Here is a 21,416-nt window from a genome sequence, read left to right as displayed (position 1 = left end):
CGACTAACGACTAACGACTTTATACCAAGCCCCCTGCTCACAAAATTTGAAAAATTATTAATTAAGAGTTGAAGAACTCCCTCATCGTAATACCAACCTTTAATGAACTGGAAAATATTTCCAGGATGATCCGTGAGATTTTTTCTCTTTATACGGACACAAATCTACTTATTATAGATGATGCATCGCCGGATGGAACGGCAACGGCCGTAAAAGAATTGCAAAAAGAATTTCCGGACAGATTGTTTATTGAAGAACGCGATCGGAAACAGGGCCTCGGAACTGCTTACATAAAAGGATTCAAATGGGCTATTGAACGCCACTATGAATTCATTTTTGAAATGGATGCCGATTTCTCACATCCGCCCAAAGACCTGCAGCAACTCTACAACGCTTGTGCTTTTGAAGGTTATGATGTTGCGATCGGTTCACGATATGTTAAAGGTGGACAGGTGATGAACTGGCCCACCGGGCGGGTATTGATGAGTTATTATGCATCCATTTATGTAAGAGTGATTACATGGATGCCCATACGTGATACCACGGCAGGTTTCGTTTGCTACCGGAAAAAAGTATTGGAAACCATTGACCTTGATAAAATAAAATTCGCCGGATATGCCTTCCAGATTGAAATGAAATTCGCGGCCTGGAAACTCGGATTTAAGATTAAAGAAGTCCCGATTGTCTTCAGTGATCGCCTTGAAGGAATTTCCAAAATGAGCAAAGGCATTTTTAATGAAGCTGCTACCGGTGTTTTGAAAATGAAGTGGAAGAGTTTTTTTGAGAGCTACAGCAGGAATTAAGAATTTAGAATCAGGAATTTATTAGCGATTAACTAATATTAATATACTATCGCATTTAGGGTTGCGTTAAGCGTCATCACGCTCCACTTTATGACGCCATCCAAACTTTCATTTTTCATTTTAAGTTTTGTTTTTGTTATTGCCTGTCATTTCAGCGTAAATGCAGGAATCTCACTTGAAGAAGCCTTGAAAAATAAATGGGTGACGGCCACGGTTCGTGGATTTGATTACCGGAAAGATGCTGTCTATCGTTCTTCATTTTATGGAAGCTGTCTTGTATTAACGTGCAAAAATTTAAGAACAACGCCAATAGAAATCACGGAAGCTGCCGGCCGTTTTTTCTTACCGGACGACACCACTATTCAACGCATGGTACTAACTGAAGCGGTCACTTTTACACTTGCTTCACAACAGGAACGCAGCATGCCGATGTATGCCATGTGCACAGAAGCAAATGACGGAGCACCGGGTTTTGACAGCAAGTTCAAGGCCGGCAAAATGGCTTCCCCTGAATTATTACCTTTAATAAATTTCATAGCTGCACATCATTTTCAAAATGAAGTGGCGCAACAAGCCATCTGGTGTATTACCGATAAATATTCTCCTTATTCCATTTCATCAGAAGATTCGCTTATCAGCAATCAATTTCGAAAATATGTTTGTGAACTTACGAATGTGAAATTTGAAAAAGATCGCGGGGCAGAAAAAGCAGCACCCATGTTCAGAATGGTGGATGGCACATTTACGTACGTCATTCAAAAATCCAAGAAAGTAGATCTCATTATCTACAATGAAGCCGGACAGGAAATAAAAAAATTAGTTACCGATGAAACACAACCGGCAGGAACGTACAATTACAACTATCACTTCAACCTTCCTATCAATGAAAATGCTTTATTGCGCCAGGCACTGATCATCAAATTTTACCTGAATGGTGAAATGATTGCGGAGAAGAAACATGTGTTGGGCAGCTAATACAAAAAATGCGAATTGGCATGAGAAGCACTCCCCTATTAAATTCGAATAAATATTCCTCAGTGAATTAAGCCCACATCCGTTCATAACTTCCCATTCTCCCGTTTTCAGGATTTAATAATTGTGAAGCTGCAGGCAAAGAACGTGAAGTTTAGGCGCGCCGAGAACACTTCTTTGATTCGTTGTATTGAGTACTTCGACTTCACGTGCACTTCGGCTCCGCTCAGTGAACGGGAAGTCGAAGACTCAATGCCCTCTTCTCCGGCTTCGCCGCAACAATTAAACAATTTAACAATTTAGCCATTCGACCATACAGTCATTTAACCCTGCGTCAACTCCTTCTGCAAATCCCCCTACGTAATTCAGTTTCACCTGCACTTCGGCTCCGCTCAGTGAACGGGAAGTTTAGGCGCGCCGGGAACACTTCTTTGATTCGTTGTATTGCGTACTTCTACTTCACGTGCACTTCGGCTCCGCTCAGTGAACGTGAAGTCGAAGACTCAATGTCCTCTTCTCCGGCTTCGCCGCAACAATTAAACAATTAAACAATTAAACAGTTAATCAATTAAACAATTCAGCCATTCAACCATATAGCCCTTCTCATCAACTCTGCGTCAATTTCTTCTGAAGTTCCTCCAACGAAACGCCCTTCGTCTCCGGCATCATTACCCAAACATAAATGAGTTGAAACACCATCATCACACTGAAGAAAGAAAAGATCACACCTCCTCCATACTGATCTGCCAGCACCGGAAAAATGTTGGCAATAATGGCTGCAAAAATCCAATGCGTAAGACAACCCAGGGCCATTCCGGAAGCACGCACTGCATTTGGAAATATTTCAGAAATGAATACCCAGATAACTGAACCCTGACCTATTGCATGCGAAGCAATGAACATGAAAACATAAACAGGAACATTCGCATACGATTCATTAAAGAATGCACCTGCAACCAACGCTAAGGAAACAATGTATCCGATGGAACCGATGTACATCAATACCTTTCTCCCCACACGATCAATCAATACCCAGCCGAGAATGGTGAAAATTAAATTCACAACACCAATACCAATAGTTGAAAGTAATGCTCCTGATTTTGCAGAACCTGTCATTTCAAAAATGCGCGGTGCATAGTAAATGATCGCATTGATACCTGACAACTGGTTGAAGGCTGCAAACAAAAATGCAAGCAGAATCAATTTGAAATACTTCTTTTGAAACAGACTTTCTTTATGACCTTTCAGTTGCTCCTCTGCAGATTTCTTAATTGCGATCACGGCCTCGTCAACGTTGTCTTCTGTAATTGACAATATATCTCTTGCCTTGCTTTCATCACCCTTATGTAACAGCAGCCAACGTGGTGTTTCCGGAGTAAACAGCATCAATAAAGAAAAGAAGAGTGCAGGAATTGCAACGATGCCAAGCATCCAGCGCCAATCATTTGCACCTCCTTCCAACAGGTAGTTGGAAACATACGCGATCAAAATACCCAGCACGATATTCATCTGAAAAGAAATGCCCATTCTTCCACGGTATTTGGGTGGTGCGATTTCAGAAATGTAAACAGGTGCCACTACAGAGGAGGCACCGATGCTCAGTCCGCCAATGAAACGAAAGATCATGAAAACGTTTACGCTATCTGCAATCGCAGAACCTATTGCAGAAAAAAAGAAGAGCACACCAATTGCAATCAGTGTTTTTTTCCTACCATAATTGTCTGCAGGAACGCCGCCAAACATTGCACCAATCACAGTTCCATACAATGCCATCGCAATAGCCAACCCATGACTCCAGCCATCAAGATGCCAGAGCTGTTGGATGTCCTGTTCTGCCCCTGAAATAACGGCAACATCAAGACCAAACAAAAAACCACCAAGGCCGACAGTGATGGACCATAATATGAGTTTGCTGTTCATGAAACGAGTAGTGAGTAGTTAGTAGTTAGCAGTGAGTTTATTACGGGATGATTAGTGCATAAATGTATCAATTCAGTTGAAAATTAAATCACAGACCATTATTGGGCATGTAGCACAAACCTTGTAACCGTGTCACGGCTAATTTTATTCATCGATAATCATTTTGAAAGGAAATTCCCTGGTTGAACCGAACCGAGGCACGGTTTGGTGATTGCATGGTAAATTTTTCACACACCCATTATTGAGTCAATTAAACACCACATGCAATTTAAGAATAGGTTAAATAACGTATGGCGCAAAAAAAGGACTGTACATTTTCAAAAATCCTTACGCTTCGACTACGCTCAGCGACCGGATTTTTTTGCTCCCTGAGCGGTTAAATAACGTAGGGCCCAAAAAAAGGACTGTCCATTTTCAAAAATCCTTACGCTTCGACTACGCTCAGCGACCGGATTTTTTTGCTCCCTGAGGCAGTCGATGGGCGCAAAAAAAAGCCATCATTAAATTGAACAGAAATTATTTCCCCCAATCATTCTATCAAAAGTTTTTTTGAAATCACTCCACCATTTGTTTTCAGATTAATCACATAAACACCAGGTGAAAGGTGACTGATTGCAATAGGAATTGAATTACCCTTCAATTTTTCTTCCTTACTGTAAACCATCATGCCCATTGCGTTTTCAATTTCAATCGAAACAATATCTCCCGGCTTTAAAAATCCATCAAGTATGAAATGGCCATTGTTCGGATTCGGATACACCACAACATTTGATTCATTCATGATTTCATCAACGCCACTGATAATGACCTCATGGCTCTCAGAATTCTTACATCCATTTTCATCCAAAACAATTACGGTGTATGTTCCGCTTTGCGTAACAACATAAGTTTGATCGGTGGCACCCGGAATATCAACAGCATTGAATTGCCATTGGTAACTGAATGCGCTGCTGCAGGTCAACGTAAATCCATCTTGCAGAATAGCAGGTATAGGTGGTGTTGAATGCACCGTTACATAATCTGTAAGTGTTAGCGTGTCACTGCCATTTGCATTCGTGGTGATCAGCGTTACATCAAATACACCAGGTTCCTGGTAACAAACCTGAAATGGATTTTGTAAGGAAGAAGAAGAAGGTGTTCCTCCGGGGAAATTCCACAGCCATGAAACAGGATCATTTGTCGATTGATCTGTAAAATCAATGCAAAACTTTTCACAAACACTTGTATCCGAGGCATTAAATCCAACACTCTGCATGGGTTCCAATGAGATATCATCAAAGTAATAGTAGGCGCCCTGACTTCCATAGGGCAATGACAAATAAATCGTTTGCGCATCAGGTTTGAAATGACCAATCGTAAGATAGTTTTCTCCGCCTGTAGCAGTGTAAGTACCTGAAACCAATTGCCAGTTCAGCGTATCTGTAATCACACTTCCGGAAGGGTTAGTGATCTGTGGTTCCGGATATCCCGAAAGATATCCTGTTCCTGTAGAAGTCGGGGCCGCTACTGAAATATATGCGCCTACATCATCAGTTGCCTTATTTGAATTGTTATGTAGTACCGTGTACATCTTAAACTGATATGTTTTACCTGCTTCCAGCGTTGCAGCAAGTTGCACCTGCACATATTCCATATAAATTCCTCCTCCTGATAAATAGCATCCAACATAAGCGTTGCCTCCATGCGCTAGCTGATAACCGGTTCCATTTTCAGGAACACCGGCGGGAAATGGATTCGCGCATGCATTCATATAATCAGGAGAGGCAATACTCGGATTGATCCAATTGCTTACATGACCATTGAATTCAGAAAACCCAACCGGGCAGGTAGTAAATGATTCGAAGCCGGGATTGGGAACAAGATTTTGTGCCTCGCTCTTACAAACTATACCAAAGCAACATGTAAAAGCAATTATAGACTGGCGAAACACCGTAATCAAAAGCAAGAAATTGTTTTTCATAAGTGAAGGAAGCAAATGATGCTCTTTAAAATTACAAAAAATGATAGGCAGATAAAATAATTTCGACGAACAGATGTGAGCATGCTTTTTGAAATCAAAGCATTGACTGGAAAATATTTTACTCCTAAAAAAACTTCCATTCATTTTATCCTTCGTGTTTTATATTGTATTGTGTTGTTCGTCTTACATAAAAATTTATAGGGCAATATTTTCCCCAAACAATGTAATGCATCTTAAACAGCGAACAGGAATGAATTTGGAATGATTTGTGCAAATCTCTCCTATGTATCAAACAAAAGCAAAAAAAATGAAAGGATTAAATTTAAAAATGCTGGCCTCGTTGGCATTTGTAGCGCTATCAGGACTCTTTACAATCAATACTTCATATGCTCAGGACCGCATTCCAAGGGAAGCCCCTGAAGTGGAAGCACAGAGAGAAAAGATGCCTTACGACGAGTATAACAGAGACGTTCGTACCCGCTATCAAAATGTGTTGGATCAGGTAGATCGCATCCAAAAACAAATGGCAGAAAAAAAGATTGATGATCCCAAATTCAGAAAGGCGCTGAGCAAATTCGAAGCACGCGCGAAATCATTTGGTGAACGGATGGAAAATGCAAAGACTATTCCTGCAGAAGATCAGGAGAAATACAGAAAAAAAATGAGGTCGGAGCTTGAAAAACTACATAAGGAATATGATCGTTTGTTAGATCATTGGGAAGATATGAAGAAATAATTTTCGTTCTTTCAATATAAAACCGCTGCTCTTTAAGCAGCGGTTTTTTTATGCTCTTGCTTCCTTAATTATAAATGACTTCACCGTTACAAATGCTGCGATGAATTATTCAACGTGGAGAAAATTATTCCTGCCCTGCCCGGGGCTATTTTTAATGCTGTTTAATTCATTTCAATACCACAATGTTGCCATCACCGGCAAATGATCTGATGGATATTTAAAGTCATAAAAATCATCGATGGTGATGTATTTTTTAATTTGCAGATCACCGGTATCAGCAATAAAAATATAATCAATTTGTCCGTTTGGTTTTTCCTGGAAATGGAAATTGTTCCAGGTATCTTTTTCTCCGTACGGCTTTGTAAGGCAATGTGTCCTTGCTTCCAATAGATGCTGAAATAAATATTGCACGGGCGACTCATCAGGCTTCGAATTCAGATCGCCCATAAACACAACCTCGCAGTCCTTTGCTTTCCTCAATTCCGCGATCTTCTCAACAATCATTTTAGCGGATTCCAAACGTGCAGTGGCACCCAGGTGATCAAAATGGGCGTTGATGATCCAAATAAATTTCTTATGGTCTTTAAATTTGAATAAACCATACGTGGCAATTCTTGGGAGCGCAGCGTCCCATCCTATCGAAATAGTATCAGGAGTCTTCGATAACCAGAATGTGTTTTGCTGAAACAGATCAAACCTGCTCTTGTTGTAAAAAATATCCGAGTACTCGGCGTTTTCATCGTTCGTTCTCGGTTTTCCGATCACATCGTATTGGGGCATCTGTTGCAGCAAAAAAGCTATCTGCATTTTTTGCGCTTCCTGCATGCCGATAAAATCAGCAGCATAATAATTCATTAAATCAGCTACTTTATTTTTCCGTTTCTCCCAATGATTTTCTCCATCTGCTGCTGTGCCATAACGGATGTTATAACTCATAATGCTCACTTCCTGCGCCATTAATAATTGATTAAACAATAAAGAGATAAGGAGTATTTTCATTTTGCAATTTAATCAGAAGGTCTTTAATCTTTAAGGGCTGGTTCCGAAGTAAAAGATAATGAAACATTCCATAAATATGAATCTGCCATCCTAAACAATTCAAACCCTAATCCACATTAACTCCTAAAAGCACGTGCTGAGAATAATTTTACCCGGATGTTTCATCTGCTCCCCATTAAAAGCATCTTTCAAAGTGAAAATCCCTCGTGTCTAATTGAATTGTTTAAAGACATTTCGCCGCAGGTTGCGATCTGACAGTGGTCACTGCTCTCTCCTGTGTAGAGAATTGAAAAATGTCCTTACGTATGGAAATAAATTTTTTCGTTGTGAGGTTTTTCTTAACGGTTCCTCCTTAAAAATCTATAACAAGCATTAGTATAAACACTTGAGCTGCATTTTTTAAATTCTTAAATCAAAGATCGATATTAGATATTGAAAAAGTTGTGGATTCATCGGATGACTCCTATTTGTTTGTCTCTTTTTGCTAATTATTTTCAAGTCATCCGATGACTATACCTGGGTTGGGAGTTGAGGATTTGGCAGGTTTCTGGCATTTGTGCTACCAACTAAAAAATCACAACATGAAATCGAACATAACCGGCCATACTACTATCACAATTGATGCCCCGGCTTCTAAAGTTTGGGATGCATTGACCAAACCGGAAATCATCAAGCAATATTTTTTCGGTACGAATGCGAATAGTGATTGGAAAGTAGGCAGCCCCTTAATTTTTACCGGAGAATGGGAAGGCAAATCCTATACTGATAAAGGAACTGTACTCGAAAATGAACCGGGCAAGCTGCTCAAATACAATTACTGGAGTTCGATGTCTGGCATTGAAGATAAGCCGGAGAACTATGCTGACATTACATTTGATTTGTCAGAAAATAATAACCATACCACACTTACTGTTACACAGGAAAATATCCCTGACGAAAAAATGAAAGCACATTCAGAGTCCAACTGGAATATGGTGTTGGAGAATATGAAAAAATTGTTGGAGAAGTAAGCTGGAGTTGTTGGGCGCGAAGCTATTTAAAGAAACTTACTGCTTTACTCTATTCTAAAGCGATGATATCATCTGCTCGCATAATTCTTTGATACTCCATAATTCTTCTGGAAATAATCACCAGCAGTAGGAAGATAGTAAACTTCAATGCATGAAGTTCAATCATCTTGGAGTTAACGGTCACCCGAATATTTTGCATGGCAATCCAACGTTCATCAATAACCAAAATAATCACATTCAAATAAACGGATTAACACTGAGTCAGGATGAAATCAAGAAGTTAAATCCTGATCAGTTAACTCAGATTGAAAGCATTTTAAGAACGGTTCTTCCCGAAAAAAGGAGTACGAAAAAAATCAAATGACCAAATCTTAAAAATATAAACAATGCCCAATCGACGTGCATTAAAACTAATTCTTATAGTATTAATTGTTTGTGGTATCCGCAGCTTCATTGGTAATAATCAAGTGTTTGAAACGTATCTAGATTACACAGCATGTGGTATCAGCAAAACACCGGATCGTCCTAGGCCTATGATTGACAGCGGATTTTTTTGATGTTCTTAATGGCAAAAATGACACGGAGTTCTGCCCATTACTTTAGCATTATCCAATGTAATTGTTTCAATGTCTGTAGTGCAGTGAGTTAACCCCTTACAGTTTTCAATACTGTGGTAGGCGTGGGATAACTTGCCATTACAGATATAAACCATGTTTTGCGATGAATTACAACGAATAGAAATAAATATAACTGTCGCTAAAAGAGCAGCAAATATTTTGGATTTCATAGGTACTATTTTGATTCAGAATTATCTGCAATATTCTTTCATAAGTACATAGGCGTCGTCTTCCCCTAATTCACCTGCTTTACTTAAATCCTTACATCCGTCTAATAAATTATTCGATATAATTCTTGCTTTGCCTCTATAGTAATAGGCATCTTTATTACCAGGCATCGCATTAATAGCTATTGTGCAATTATTGATACATTCCGCATAATCTCCCACAGCAAACAAACATTTCCCAAGATCAGAATACATTCCGACAGTGAATATCTCTTTGGGTTCATTTCTCCATATAGCAGCCTTAATATATCTTATTGCTATGGCATATTGTTCATTTGACATGTAATCTACACCCCCTATATAACAAACAAAGCTAAAATTAAATATGGTCGTATCTGCCTTGGCGATCTTATAAAATTTTTCAGACATAACCTTATCTCCCATTAAATACTCCGCATAGGATTTTCCCATATTCGCAAGAGATTTAAAAGACAGGTACCCTGATGATTTATGGTTTTTCATCCAAAGATTATTATAATATAAACAGCTATCAAATGCTTCTAGGGCTCGATAAAACTCTCTATCCTCTATAAGCAGCACAACCGCATTCTTCTGCCATTCGTTTGCAATAGAATCATATCCTTGTACTACACTTTGAGAATGTAGATTGTGTTCAAGTAATACGAAAGTAATAGTGAGTAATTTTATCATATAGCAGAAATTTAATAAGGACATTGAAATTTTCATTATTCGATTTAACGCCTCATTAAATAGTGATTTTATTTTACATAAATATATGATGATTTCTTAAAAAGCTCATTTCAGCATTACACAAGCTTTATGGTATTCGGTTAACTTGCTTAAAATTTCAAATCATGAATGTTAATGATAAGATTCAACAAGCAATTTTAAAAATATTTCCATTGTGGGTACTGATATCAATAGCCCTTTTATTAGGAGTACTAGATATCCTGGGAAATATTCAAGGAACGAAAGATTTTTTGAGAACTCAAATTTAAGATGGGTTTATACATTAATTGATAAAGCAGTTTGGCTGTCAGAATGGATTTATCCTTTACTAACGATTTATCTCATTTTGGTTCTTGCCTCATTAAGAAAATTGGTACTTCCGATGGATAAAAATATTTCAGATATCAGAGGTTATTTGAATAGCGAGGTAAGCAGATTAGATAATGATATTGATGGCAGGATAAGAAACCTAACAAATTTCACCAATACTGAAATAAATAGAATTGACAATTTCAGAGAACCATTAATAACTACACATAGACATCACATAGCTGAGGTGTCATACTTAAAAGCGGCCATGATGTTGATAATTATCGAAATAAATCCAAATGCTGACCATTTAAAAATTAGAGATTATAGAATAAAAGCAATTTCTCATATTTTCAATTCCATAATTGTTTCGACGGCACAACCCCTCCAACTCTTAGAATTGAAAATGTATTTGGAAGTAGCCAATCAAATACTTTTAGGCGTGAATAAAAGTCACATTCAAGAAGCCAAATCCACCTATAACACCGATATACCCGATGTGCTTTTAAATCTCCAAAAATTAGACTCCGGAGGTGCTTTATCAATAGAAATAGGCTTAATCAAAGCAACCATTCACAAAATGCATGAATAATTATTTGACTAAAAAAGAAAAATGCTTTACAATACAGTCACCAAAAATGATTGTATCATGGACAACACCTACAGCCTGAAAGAAGCAATGAAAGTTATAGCAGTGATTAATGGTAAAGAGGAAATCTGCGAGATCACTTATGGACTTGCTAACGGCAAAATGACGGAGCTGATCAGACCGGACAAGCGAAAGTTAATGGTTCCGGCAAAGGATATTATCAAAGTGATTGAGTAGCTTCTTTGAAGCGATCATACCGATTATATTTTCAAATACTAAAGATTTTGATCATCTTTCTTGAAATCTTGGTTATGTCAGAAGATAAAATAGAAGAATTTATTCCAGAGACGTTTATGCATAATCTTAGTAGTGGTAATACTAACTTACCTATTGAATTAAGAAAGTTTATACAGAAAAAGGCTATCCTTGGAATTGACATTTACAAGTATAGCGAATACGACCAAGTGCCTCAAATACTGGTGCCCGTACTTTTTGAAAGCCTATATGAAGCGACATGTTCAGCCGTTATACATCATGAGAAATTTTTCTTTTCACACGATACAACTGATCAATTTAAAACCGAATTTATCTCTGCAGGAGATGGAGGGTATCAAGTATTCGATAATCCACTACAAGCCATAATTTTCGCCATTTACTTTCAGGTTAATACCAAACGATATCTGGCTGGACAAAACATCGTTCCGTTCGCCTTAAATTTATTTAATTTTATAAAGGCATTTGATTTGCGATATGTTATAACTCTTGGCGATATTTACATGTATCATAAAATTTTTTATGGTGAATCAATCATAAGCAATGCAAGGATTCTTTCAAAAGATAATTTAAATCGATTGCTTATCGACCAATCAAGTGTCGATTGGTTCACTGAAAATATTAATTCCGTTGAAAATCTCATGGATATTGAAAAGAAGGATTTACTAACAATACCAACATTTAAAGACTACAGTTCTGAGAAAAAATCATATTTATTTGAAGACCACCGCAAGATTATTTCAGCAGATATTTTGAAAATTGGAAAAGTTATGGTTAAAGCTAACATATTGAATATTTACAATCTTCACCTACAAGCAATAACACGACTAGAAGCTAATAGTCCGTATAGTAATTATGTAGTTACATTAGGCAACCTCAATACCGCTGGCATCTCATAAACCATTTTCTCCTCATCCTTATAAAACAAAAGCCGGCGGGAGCCGGCAATTGCTGTTCAATTATCATACAGGGCAACTGGATTGAAAATCTGCAACGAAGATAATGCTAATATTGAAATGGACGTTCAGCAAGGAAACCATCGTTCAATCTTGTAGGCCTATTTATATCATTGAAAAAGCAAATGCAGATAGAACAGCAGTTGTTAGCAAGATTCCAAACAAGAGAAGCAAACATCCCTTTCCCGCCTTGGCCTTTTCTGCAAGCTTCTCAATACTTAATGATCCGGATAAATAACCTGTAAGTGAGTCTAAAAATTTATTCTGTATCTTCAATAAAATAGCCGGATCAGAATTTCCACCAACTGCTGGCATTGTTGAGATGTGCAATTTTGTCTTTTGGTCATCAATGCTGCTTAGTTGAATGTTAATTATGCCGGCGTATAGACCAACTCCGTAAGCAAACTTATAGGTACTTAACATCTGATTGATCTCTACATTGATGTGACCAGGAGTACGCAATAGCATTTCAAGGACCTTCTTAACTGTTTCAATTGAGAAATTAAGATCGAAATCATTTTCGGGATATGTTTTCATAAGTACTAGTTTTTAAGGCAATCGTAAGATAAAAAAGCACTCTCATAGGAGAGTGCTTCATTTATATGTGCCCGAGAAGGGAATCGAACCCCCACAGTATTGCTACTACCAGATTTTGAGTCTGGCGCGTCTACCAATTCCGCCACCCGGGCCGGTGGTTACATTTCGTTGAAATGAATGATGCAAACTGACTACTCACTACTCACTACTCATTTCACGAACGGGCAGCAAAAGTATCTAAACTCCGCTGAATGCGCAACAGGTATTTCTTGCGGTAATAATAGTCTTTGATTTTCTTCAATACATCTTCATCTGCAGTGTCATCCCGGTAGGATGTTATTTCACTGCGCACTTCATCATACAGCTCTTCAAACAAAGCGGTAACTTGTTTGCGCAGTGCTTCGATCTTATGCTGATCCTTTTCATTTTCCAAATCCATCAGTGCTTCATTGATGTCCATCATGTCCATTAAAAACACAGGAGACAATTCATAGCGCTCTCCTTCTGAAATCAGTTGCTTCAATTCAAGAATGTATTGCATGCGCTTGTCAAAATCAGACAATGCCTGGAAAGCGCGCGTATTCATTGTGGATTTCTCCAGCACTTCCTGCTGCTTTGCTTCTCCTTCGTTCACAAAAAAATCAGGATGGAATTTTTTACTGAGCTCAAGGAATTTCTTCTTTACCTGGTCCTGATCCACTATAAAAGATATGGGCAGTTCGTATAACTCGAAGTAGTTCATTCATGTGGATTTAACGAACTAAAGTTCGTTGTACGTTGACTTATTGATGGAGGCTAAACGAACTGCTGATCGTTGTGCAAAAATTAAATTAACGAACTCAAGTTCGTTATACTTCTGCTACCTGAACAATCCTACAATATCGTTTCCATTGGCGTAGACCAGTAACGTGAGCAGGATGATCATGCCAGCCACTTGTGCATACTCGAGGAATTTTTCATTCGGCTTTCTGCGCGTAATCATTTCATATAAGGTGAACATCACATGTCCTCCATCCAGCGCAGGAATCGGTAACAGGTTCATGAAAGCCAGTGCAATGGAAAGAAATCCGGTGAAGGACCAGAAGGCCAGCCAGTTCCAGGTAGGTTCAAACGCATTCGCAATGCTGATGAATCCACCTACATGCTTATAGCCTTGCACCTTCGAAGAAAAGATCAACCCGAATTGCTTTACATAGTTGCTTAACGTTTCCCACGCTTTATGAACACCTGCAGGCAATGCGCTGACCAGGGTATACTTAATCACCTTTGTTTCCATGAAGTCGGTTCCCGGCGCTACCTGCACTCCTAATAATCCGTCGGAACCAAGCAGCATCTTCGTGGCAACAGTGTCCTGGTTTCTGAGCAGTACAATTTCAATATCCTTTCCGCTGTTGGCCGTTAACTGGTTGCGCACTTCATCGTAAAAGAAAGCAGGTTGATTATTTATTGACAGCACCTGGTCATTCACTTCCATGCCTGCAGACTTTGCAATAGAGTTGGCGGAAAATGCTTTGACAACAAAAGGCATCCTTGCCGAGATAAAATCAACCGATTTATTGTCAATAGCTTTCTTGATCATGAGTTGGTCAATCGGAACTTTCACCTGTTGTCCGTTTCGTTCAACCGTTACGCTCTGCGCCATATCAATAATAATGGTGGAAGTAACCCTGTTGAAATTCTCTACCGGCTTACCATCTACATCCAGAATTTTATCGCCATTCTGAAATCCCATTTCCCGGCCAATAGAATCTACAGCAATGCCATACTTAAGATTGGTGGTAGGTATGTATTCTTCCCCAACGAAAAACAACAACATCCAATAAATAAAAATGCCGAGCAGCACATTCATGATAATTCCACCGAGCATGATGATCAATCGTTGCCAGGCGGGTTTAGAGCGGAATTCATAAGGTTGCGCGGGAAGCTTCATCGCTTCCTTATCCATAGATTCATCAATCATTCCCGCAATTTTTACGTACCCGCCCAAGGGTAACCATCCCAATCCATATTCTGTTTCTCCTCTTTTAAATTTAAATATTTCGAACCATGGATTAAAGAAGAGGTAAAATTTCTCTACCCGTGTTTTAAATAAACGAGCCGCCATGAAATGGCCTAACTCGTGCAATAAAATGAGGATGGAAAGACTTAAGAATAACTGTCCGGCTTTTATGAGAATGTCCATTGAATTGATGCTGCTTGATTAAATGAATAATGTTGCACATTAAAAAGCTGCAAGTTTCGCCACTACTTCTGTTGCATATTTTCGTGCTTCGTTGTCCGTTGCCACGTAGTCTTCGTAACAGGGTTTTCCTACAAATGCAATGTGTTCCATACAAAGTTCTATCACTTCCGGCATTTTGACAAAACGTATTTTATCGTGAAGGAAAGCATCTACAGCAATTTCGTTGGCTGCATTAATGATGCAGGGTACATTTCCACCCCTGTTGAGCGCTTCGTATGCGAGCGCAAGATTACGAAATGTTTTGGTATCGGCTTGTTCGAAGGTCAGCGAAGGATAATTGATGAAATCAAACCGGGGAAAATCTGATTTCATCCGCTTCGGAAAACCCAATGCATATTGAATCGGTAAGCGCATATCCGGCAAACCCATCTGCGCTTTCATCGAACCATCTTCAAACTGTACCATCGAATGAATGATAGATTGCGGATGAATGATCACCTTTACCTGTTCTGTTTTCAATCCGAATAACCATTTAGCTTCTATCACTTCCAGCCCTTTATTCATCAACGAAGCAGAATCAATGGTCACCTTAGCTCCCATCGTCCAGTTGGGATGTTTTAATGCCTGCTCTTTCGTAATCGTTTCTAAAAATGCAACATCCTTTCCACGGAAGGGTCCGCCTGAAGCAGTGAGATAAATTTTCTCGACGGGATTTTTCCATTCGCCAACAAGACATTGAAAAATGGCTGAGTGCTCAGAATCCACAGGATAAATATTCACGCCGTGCTCTTGTGCGAGCGAAGTAACCAGTTCACCAGCTACCACGAGTGTTTCTTTATTCGCCAGCGCGATAGGCTTGCCAGCTCTTATTGCAGCCAGCGTTGGTTTCAGACCTGCATAACCTACCATGGCCGTCAAAACAAGATCAACGGTATCCATGCCAACCACTGCACAAACAGACTCCATGCCTGTATAAACTTTAATATCAAGCGGATCAAGTGCTGCTTTCACGGTAGCATATTTATCCTGATCGCCTATTACTACACAATTGGGTTTGAAAGCAATGGCTTGTTCAATCAGCAGCTCCGCATTCGTATTGGCGCACAACACTTCTGCTTCCAGGAAATCTTTCTGCTGCGCGATTACTTCCAATGCCTGGCGTCCGATGGAACCGGTGGAACCAAGAATGGCGATTCGTTTTTTAATAACAGACTGTTCGGGAGATGGTAATTTCAATGCTATGACTGTACGTGAAATTTATTCAAAAGATGAGTGCGATGAAAAAAGAGCGGTCATTGAACAACCAGCTTCTTTCGGACAATGACTCCTGCTTCGTTCATGATGGAAAGAAAATAAATGCCGGCTGATAATTGTTCACGATGCAAAATCACTCTATCACCCTCTACGTTTACCGACCTTACATTATTGCCCCAAACATCAGCAAGAAGCAATGTATAATTTCCAAAAACAGGAAATTCGACAGTCGCAAAATCGCTGAAGGGACTGGGATAAACTTTTACTTGTTGCGCAAAGAGTTCTTCAATACCTACCTGAACCGGAAGATAAATAGAAGCATCAACCGGACAACCGGTGTTGTCTTTCACTACCACCGAATAAATTCCAAACGTAAGGTTAGCAATCGTTGAATCTGTTCCACCATTACTCCATGCATAGGTGTATGGCGGAAATCCACCAGTAACATGCACCGTGAGTGAACCATCACCGGCCCCTACATAAGATTCAAATTGATAATCAAACAGCAACTTCAGCTTATCCAACCTGAACGTATCGAGCCAGAATTTTCCGCTCAGTAAAGAAGGGAATGCACAACCCGTATGATCGAGTCCTGCGCCTGAGCTCACTAATGAAATGCCGGTTGCTCCTTTGGCAGTAAACGTATCGTATGCAACGTAGGCGTTCAAATAATTCACATCCTTATCACCTTCGCAAAAATACATGCGCAAAGGTGCTTCCGGTTTCCAGTTGTAGGTGTCATTGTCTTTAAGAAATCCGTGCAGCTTATAATCCGGATCGGTATTGAAGGAATCCAGCACAGCAGGCACAATGATGTCGTTCGGTACTGCCGGCATAACCGCATTCACTTCAGCCATGGTATGCAACCCATCAAACAATGGCGGCAACAAAACATCATAAGGCGACACCAGGAAATCTGACACTGCATCGTACATATGATAGACACTGTTGTAGGACAACAATAAATAAGGCAGGTATCCAGGATTCGGATATTCACCACCCTGAGAAATGATACCGGCCTGCACACCTGAAAGATCATACGGCCCCGACATCGGAGCGGAAGCTGTTACTGTGAAGTAGCTGTTGTAATGTTCCTGTATCATCTGATGTGCGGCCATAGTAGCATGACCACCCTGTGAATAACCAATCAGAAACAATTGATTGTTTAAAGTGATGTTCAACTCATCACAGATGGTTAATGACACCACCAGCAAATCAGCCACCGCTCTTGCTTCAGTTTCCGCATGCACATAAGGATGTAGTCCCGGTGAATCACCAAGACCAAGATAATCCGGCATGCACAATACCACACCATCAGCAGCCATAGAGAGACCGATAATCACTTCTCCGCCTGCTAACCTTGATGGCACATCTTCTTTCAGCAGTATGGTTCCATGCTGGTAGCTGGCAAGTGGCGCATGACAGTTAGGTGCAACCGGCACAAAGAGAGCGCCTGATGCAAGAATGGGTAAACTGTCGGCATCCAGCGTATTATAAAGCACTTTATAAGCTTGCACGCCATAGGTGCTCGGAAGAATAATTCCCGGAATTCCATTGGCAGTATATATGCTGTCAATCTGGTTGAGTGAATAAGTTGCAATTAATTCGTAGGATACCAGTTGTTGGGCCTGGCTTCTTATCAGGAAAAAAAAGCAGATGCTAAAGAGGAAACATTTTCTCATAAAGAATGGATGAAGGAGGCCAAAACTACTCGGATTGCGGCATAATAAAAAACCAGCGCAATTTGTGTAAAAGCAGATAGCTTGCAGTATTGATACGGTATAAACTTTTTGTTTCAAAGTAATGGTAAAATATAGCAGCTCTTTAACTTAAATTGGTTGCAACAGAATCCTTATTTTCGGGCTCCTAAATATTTCACACATCATGAAAAAATTCCTACTCACGATTTTCTTTCCTGTTTTTTTTATAACCATAAAAGCTGTTGCAGATCCGGGTGATACCATTGTTGTACAGGCCTTCACTTTTGGTTCACCGCAGGATGCATCGTTTGTATTTCCATCTGATACTGTCAAGTTCGAAAAAATCATGATGAAGTACACCTTGAAATGTAATCCTGCTCAAAGTCCGGCCTGCGGAGAATGGGATTATCTTACGTACACTTATCTGTATAAAAATACCGGCTTCCTTGATTCAACTTTAATTCATCAGCCAACATATACCGTAAATGGTGCAACGCCTTCCAGTGTTGCTTACATGAATACACCATCATGGAAATACTCTCCCGCATGGCAATACTTTATGGTGAATACAAGTACCACTTCGCTAAATACTTACCAGGTTGGAATCAGCACTACAAATACGACCTTACCATTCGGTACGGTCAATCCTGTTTCACATACACAATATCTTTGGAAAGCAAGTGAAATCACTGCTGCAGGTATGAGTGCGGGAAACATTACAGGACTTCAGTTCTACCTGCAAACATTGGGATCTGAATTGTCCAATCTCACTATTAAAATTAAAACTTCCACTCTCGACTCATTGTCGCAAGCAACTTATTCTGCTACCGGACTCACAACGGTTTATTCAAAAAACACTTCGTTCAATAACACTGGTTGGAACAGTTTTCAATTCACCACTCCATTCAATTGGGATGGCACTTCCAACCTGATCATTGATATCACCTATGATAATTCGCAGACCGCATTAAATAATGTAGTGACAGCAACTTCAACCACCTATAATTCCGGATTATCAGGAGCGGGCAACGACCGTGTCGCTTCTTTTCATTCTTACGGATATGTAGATGTTCCGGTGAATGAAGAAGTAGCTGCCATTGATTCATTCGTAACCATTACACTTTGGTGTTATGGAACACCTGAACTTCAACCGATGGATGGAACTGCATTTGAAGCGGTCGACAGTTTGCAAAACAGGTTGCTGAATTCACATCTTCCATGGTCAGACAGCAATGTATATTGGGATGCCGGTTTCTCAGGCACGGGATATGACCGCATTAACAAAGTTGCCACTGCTACTCAGATAAAAGGGCAATGGAACCACTGGGCGTTTACAAAGAATGTTGCAACCGGTTCGATGAAGATTTACCTGAATGGTGTGCAATGGTACACCGGCTCCGGTAAAACAAAAAGCATGAAGGGCATAAAATATTTCAAGATTGGAAGGGGCAACTGGAATGGTTCACAAACGTATGAAGGAAAAATAGATGAGTTTGCCGTGTTCAACAAAGAACTGCCTGCGACTACCATTCAGGAATATATGTTTAAGACGATTGATGCAACGCATCCTAATTACACTAACCTCGCTTTGTATTATCATTTTGATGACGGCAATTACCAAACCTTCGCAGATGCAGCACCGGCAAATAATGCGCCTGCCCTTTCAAACGGAGTGGATAACCCTTTCAAAAAAGCAAATGAAATCAATGATTTTGTTACCACCACTGTACGGCCTGATATAAAATTTGAACGTGGCGTGTACGAGCAATATCTTGATTCTGTTTTGGTAGTTGATTCCACCATTATGGCGCCTGTACAACTCATTACCTACACTGATTCAGTTAACAATCCGGGAGTTGCCACCAGCACCCAAAATGTGTGGCCTGCCTATTACCACAATTATGTGTACAACGAACAAGGCGTAGCCATTGATTCATCACTTGTTAATCCCGACAGCACGCTTTCTCTTGTGTATTACGATTGGTATAATAAATATCCCCAGGTATTCAGGTTTGAATTGGCGCGTTACATTACTCCTTACGGAATAAATCTCAGTTTGGGTGATGGCTTTACATGGACGTTTGATGTGAGTGATTACCGTCCTTTGCTTGCAGACACTGTTCATCTGAATGCAGGTAACTGGCAGGAATTGCTGGATGTAAAGTTTTTGATGATTGAAGGCACACCGCCGCGCGATGTATTGAGTGTTCAGAATTTATGGAATGGTGGTTTCAATTACGGACAACCAAGTGATCCGATTGAAAATCATCTTCAGCCACTTACTATCAATCTTCCTTCCACTGCCGTGAATACAAGATGGAAATCACGCGTAACAGGACATGGCATGGACACGCCACAAAACTGTGCGGAATTTTGTTCCAAAACGCATTACTACAAAGTGAACGGTGTGCAACAATATTCCAAAGCCGTATGGAGAAACAATTGTGATCTGAATCCTGTCTATCCTCAGGGTGGCACCTGGATATATGACCGCGCCAACTGGTGTCCCGGCGCTGAAGTCTGGACGTATGACTGGGAACTTACTCCATTTACAACTGCTGGAACTGCTGTTACACTGGATCATGATGTGCAGACTTACACCAATACGGGTGGCTGGGACTATTATCAGATTGAAGATCAACTGATCACTTACGGTGCTCCTAACTTTACATTGGATGCATCATTAGAAGAAATTCTTTCACCAAGCACCGATCAGATGTGGGGACGTATGAATCCGGTTTGTACCAATCCTATAGTTAAAATCAGGAACACAGGTTCCACCACACTTACTTCATTAACCATCACCTATGGATTAGATGGCGCGACACCTTCCGTTTATAACTGGACCGGCGAGCTGAAAATAACTGAGGAAGCAACCATCACACTCAGCACTTTTGAATGGGTGAGCAATGCAACAACATTTAATGTATCAGTAAGCAAACCAAATGGCGGCAACGACGAATATGCGCTGAACAACAGCAGGACATCGCATTTCATTTATCCTGTGGTGATGCCCGATCAGTTTTATATCGAACTGAAAACAAACAACTGGTCTGATGAAAATAAGTACACCTTGAAAGATGAATCAGGAAATATTTTGATTAACAAAACAGGTTTAGATCCGAACATAATCTACCGTGATACAGTAACACTGGATGCCGGTTGTTATAAGTTTGAATTAACGGATTCCGGAGAAGACGGATTGACCTGGTGGGCAAATCCGGCGCAAGGCAACGGATATGTTCGCTTCAGGAAAACCACTAATGGTTCCATCATTAAAAACTTCAACAGTGATTTTGGCGGACAAGTGTACCAGCAATTTACAGTTGGACTCACCACAGGAACGGGTGAATATTTATTTACTGACAAAACAATGGTAGATGTCTATCCGAACCCTACAGACGGACACTTCTTCATCGACATCAGCCTGGCACAACGCAAGGATGGAAAAGTAGAGATAACCGATCTTGTTGGGCAATCTGTTTATAACTACGAATTTAAAAACTCCACCGCTGAAGGAATTGAAGTTGATTTATCACACCTGGCACATGGTGTTTACTTTGTTACTTTAGTTTCCGGTAATGATCACATCACTAAAAAAGTAATGGTGCAATAGTTCTGCAGGCATTCTGTAAATAGAAAAAGAAAATATTTTGACTTCATCCTTATACACCAGGGTGTA

18 protein-coding genes and 1 tRNA gene are annotated in these 21,416 nt (G+C 39.9%); 8 read left to right on the top strand and 11 right to left on the bottom strand.

Going from position 1 to position 21,416, the window contains the following annotated elements; all coding sequences use genetic code 11:
- Positions 1 to 68: 68 nt before the first annotated feature.
- Together IPO83_01950 and IPO83_01945 are read left to right on the top strand one after the other, a co-directional pair.
- Complete coding sequence (locus IPO83_01950) at positions 69 to 803, top strand: polyprenol monophosphomannose synthase (GenBank protein MBK9730044.1); 735 nt, start codon at positions 69 to 71, stop codon at positions 801 to 803.
- Positions 804 to 893: 90 nt separating this feature from the next.
- Complete coding sequence (locus IPO83_01945; GenBank protein MBK9730043.1) at positions 894 to 1,778, top strand: hypothetical protein; 885 nt, start codon at positions 894 to 896, stop codon at positions 1,776 to 1,778.
- Positions 1,779 to 2,381: 603 nt separating this feature from the next.
- Here IPO83_01945 and IPO83_01940 read toward each other — a convergent pair.
- Positions 2,382 to 3,695, bottom strand: coding sequence for a sugar porter family MFS transporter (locus tag IPO83_01940; GenBank protein MBK9730042.1), 1,314 nt, complete (start codon positions 3,693 to 3,695; stop codon positions 2,382 to 2,384).
- A gap of 529 nt (positions 3,696 to 4,224) precedes the next feature.
- The gene (locus IPO83_01935) at positions 4,225 to 5,655 is read right to left on the bottom strand and encodes a PKD domain-containing protein (protein ID MBK9730041.1); all 1,431 of its coding nucleotides are present in this window, start codon (positions 5,653 to 5,655) and stop codon (positions 4,225 to 4,227) included.
- 307 nt (positions 5,656 to 5,962) lie between these two features.
- On the opposite strand from IPO83_01935, the gene IPO83_01930 reads away from it, so the two are divergent.
- Positions 5,963 to 6,391, top strand: a complete 429-nt coding sequence (locus IPO83_01930) for a hypothetical protein (GenBank protein MBK9730040.1) — start codon at positions 5,963 to 5,965, stop codon at positions 6,389 to 6,391.
- Positions 6,392 to 6,562: 171 nt separating this feature from the next.
- On the opposite strand, the gene IPO83_01925 is transcribed toward IPO83_01930, so the two are convergent.
- Positions 6,563 to 7,390, bottom strand: a complete 828-nt coding sequence (locus tag IPO83_01925) for an endonuclease/exonuclease/phosphatase family protein (protein ID MBK9730039.1) — start codon at positions 7,388 to 7,390, stop codon at positions 6,563 to 6,565.
- 581 nt (positions 7,391 to 7,971) lie between these two features.
- Here IPO83_01925 and IPO83_01920 point away from each other — a divergent pair.
- Positions 7,972 to 8,400, top strand: a complete 429-nt coding sequence (locus tag IPO83_01920; GenBank protein ID MBK9730038.1) for an SRPBCC domain-containing protein — start codon at positions 7,972 to 7,974, stop codon at positions 8,398 to 8,400.
- Positions 8,401 to 8,449: 49 nt separating this feature from the next.
- Here IPO83_01920 and IPO83_01915 read toward each other — a convergent pair whose 3' ends face one another.
- Together IPO83_01915 and IPO83_01910 are read right to left on the bottom strand one after the other, a co-directional pair.
- Positions 8,450 to 8,641 (bottom strand): hypothetical protein, encoded by a 192-nt coding sequence (locus IPO83_01915; GenBank protein MBK9730037.1) that lies wholly within the window; start codon positions 8,639 to 8,641, stop codon positions 8,450 to 8,452.
- A 567-nt stretch (positions 8,642 to 9,208) separates the two neighbouring features.
- On the bottom strand, positions 9,209 to 9,895 hold the full coding sequence (locus tag IPO83_01910; GenBank protein MBK9730036.1) for a hypothetical protein: 687 nt from the start codon (positions 9,893 to 9,895) through the stop codon (positions 9,209 to 9,211).
- Between the two features lie 214 nt (positions 9,896 to 10,109).
- On the opposite strand from IPO83_01910, the gene IPO83_01905 reads away from it, so the two are divergent.
- The 3 genes from IPO83_01905 to IPO83_01895 all read left to right on the top strand — a co-directional run bounded on the left by IPO83_01905 (position 10,110) and on the right by IPO83_01895 (position 12,004).
- On the top strand, positions 10,110 to 10,835 hold the full coding sequence (locus tag IPO83_01905; protein MBK9730035.1) for a hypothetical protein: 726 nt from the start codon (positions 10,110 to 10,112) through the stop codon (positions 10,833 to 10,835).
- Between the two features lie 57 nt (positions 10,836 to 10,892).
- The gene (locus IPO83_01900) at positions 10,893 to 11,069 is read left to right on the top strand and encodes a hypothetical protein (protein ID MBK9730034.1); all 177 of its coding nucleotides are present in this window, start codon (positions 10,893 to 10,895) and stop codon (positions 11,067 to 11,069) included.
- A 74-nt stretch (positions 11,070 to 11,143) separates the two neighbouring features.
- On the top strand, positions 11,144 to 12,004 hold the full coding sequence (locus IPO83_01895) for a hypothetical protein (GenBank protein MBK9730033.1): 861 nt from the start codon (positions 11,144 to 11,146) through the stop codon (positions 12,002 to 12,004).
- Positions 12,005 to 12,166: 162 nt separating this feature from the next.
- On the opposite strand, the gene IPO83_01890 is transcribed toward IPO83_01895, so the two are convergent.
- The 6 genes from IPO83_01890 to IPO83_01865 form a co-directional block, all read right to left on the bottom strand.
- The gene (locus tag IPO83_01890; protein ID MBK9730032.1) at positions 12,167 to 12,598 is read right to left on the bottom strand and encodes a hypothetical protein; all 432 of its coding nucleotides are present in this window, start codon (positions 12,596 to 12,598) and stop codon (positions 12,167 to 12,169) included.
- Between the two features lie 68 nt (positions 12,599 to 12,666).
- A tRNA-Leu gene (locus IPO83_01885) sits at positions 12,667 to 12,750 on the bottom strand.
- Between the two features lie 62 nt (positions 12,751 to 12,812).
- On the bottom strand, positions 12,813 to 13,340 hold the full coding sequence (hscB, locus tag IPO83_01880) for a Fe-S protein assembly co-chaperone HscB (protein MBK9730031.1): 528 nt from the start codon (positions 13,338 to 13,340) through the stop codon (positions 12,813 to 12,815).
- Positions 13,341 to 13,457: 117 nt separating this feature from the next.
- On the bottom strand, positions 13,458 to 14,780 hold the full coding sequence (rseP, locus tag IPO83_01875) for an RIP metalloprotease RseP (protein MBK9730030.1): 1,323 nt from the start codon (positions 14,778 to 14,780) through the stop codon (positions 13,458 to 13,460).
- A 39-nt stretch (positions 14,781 to 14,819) separates the two neighbouring features.
- Positions 14,820 to 16,016, bottom strand: a complete 1,197-nt coding sequence (locus IPO83_01870) for a 1-deoxy-D-xylulose-5-phosphate reductoisomerase (protein ID MBK9730029.1) — start codon at positions 16,014 to 16,016, stop codon at positions 14,820 to 14,822.
- A 56-nt stretch (positions 16,017 to 16,072) separates the two neighbouring features.
- The gene (locus IPO83_01865; protein MBK9730028.1) at positions 16,073 to 17,716 is read right to left on the bottom strand and encodes a T9SS type A sorting domain-containing protein; all 1,644 of its coding nucleotides are present in this window, start codon (positions 17,714 to 17,716) and stop codon (positions 16,073 to 16,075) included.
- Positions 17,717 to 17,918: 202 nt separating this feature from the next.
- Between IPO83_01865 and IPO83_01860 the strand changes: the two genes are divergently transcribed.
- Positions 17,919 to 21,350 carry a T9SS type A sorting domain-containing protein gene (locus IPO83_01860; GenBank protein MBK9730027.1) on the top strand — a complete coding sequence of 1,144 codons (3,432 nt, stop codon included), beginning with the start codon at positions 17,919 to 17,921 and terminating at the stop codon, positions 21,348 to 21,350.
- Positions 21,351 to 21,416 lie beyond the last annotated feature (66 nt).

Source organism: Chitinophagaceae bacterium, from assembly GCA_016717285.1.
In the GTDB taxonomy this organism is placed as follows: Bacteria; Bacteroidota; Bacteroidia; order Chitinophagales; family UBA10324; genus JACCZZ01.
This window is presented reverse-complemented; position numbering and strand designations above follow the sequence as displayed.

What these genes read in the sequence shown, in the direction of transcription:
- IPO83_01940 (MBK9730042.1), bottom strand. Translation starts at nt 3,695, where the DNA reads ATGAACAGCAAACTCATATTATGGTCCATCACTGTCGGCCTTGGTGGT.
- IPO83_01865 (MBK9730028.1), bottom strand. Translation starts at nt 17,716, where the DNA reads ATGAGAAAATGTTTCCTCTTTAGCATCTGCTTTTTTTTCCTGATAAGA.
- rseP (MBK9730030.1), bottom strand. Translation starts at nt 14,780, where the DNA reads ATGGACATTCTCATAAAAGCCGGACAGTTATTCTTAAGTCTTTCCATC.
- IPO83_01930 (MBK9730040.1), top strand. Translation starts at nt 5,963, where the DNA reads ATGAAAGGATTAAATTTAAAAATGCTGGCCTCGTTGGCATTTGTAGCG.
- IPO83_01935 (MBK9730041.1), bottom strand. Translation starts at nt 5,655, where the DNA reads ATGAAAAACAATTTCTTGCTTTTGATTACGGTGTTTCGCCAGTCTATA.
- IPO83_01925 (MBK9730039.1), bottom strand. Translation starts at nt 7,390, where the DNA reads ATGAAAATACTCCTTATCTCTTTATTGTTTAATCAATTATTAATGGCG.
- hscB (MBK9730031.1), bottom strand. Translation starts at nt 13,340, where the DNA reads ATGAACTACTTCGAGTTATACGAACTGCCCATATCTTTTATAGTGGAT.
- IPO83_01890 (MBK9730032.1), bottom strand. Translation starts at nt 12,598, where the DNA reads ATGAAAACATATCCCGAAAATGATTTCGATCTTAATTTCTCAATTGAA.
- IPO83_01910 (MBK9730036.1), bottom strand. Translation starts at nt 9,895, where the DNA reads ATGATAAAATTACTCACTATTACTTTCGTATTACTTGAACACAATCTA.
- IPO83_01945 (MBK9730043.1), top strand. Translation starts at nt 894, where the DNA reads ATGACGCCATCCAAACTTTCATTTTTCATTTTAAGTTTTGTTTTTGTT.
- IPO83_01895 (MBK9730033.1), top strand. Translation starts at nt 11,144, where the DNA reads ATGTCAGAAGATAAAATAGAAGAATTTATTCCAGAGACGTTTATGCAT.
- IPO83_01860 (MBK9730027.1), top strand. Translation starts at nt 17,919, where the DNA reads ATGAAAAAATTCCTACTCACGATTTTCTTTCCTGTTTTTTTTATAACC.
- IPO83_01920 (MBK9730038.1), top strand. Translation starts at nt 7,972, where the DNA reads ATGAAATCGAACATAACCGGCCATACTACTATCACAATTGATGCCCCG.
- IPO83_01900 (MBK9730034.1), top strand. Translation starts at nt 10,893, where the DNA reads ATGGACAACACCTACAGCCTGAAAGAAGCAATGAAAGTTATAGCAGTG.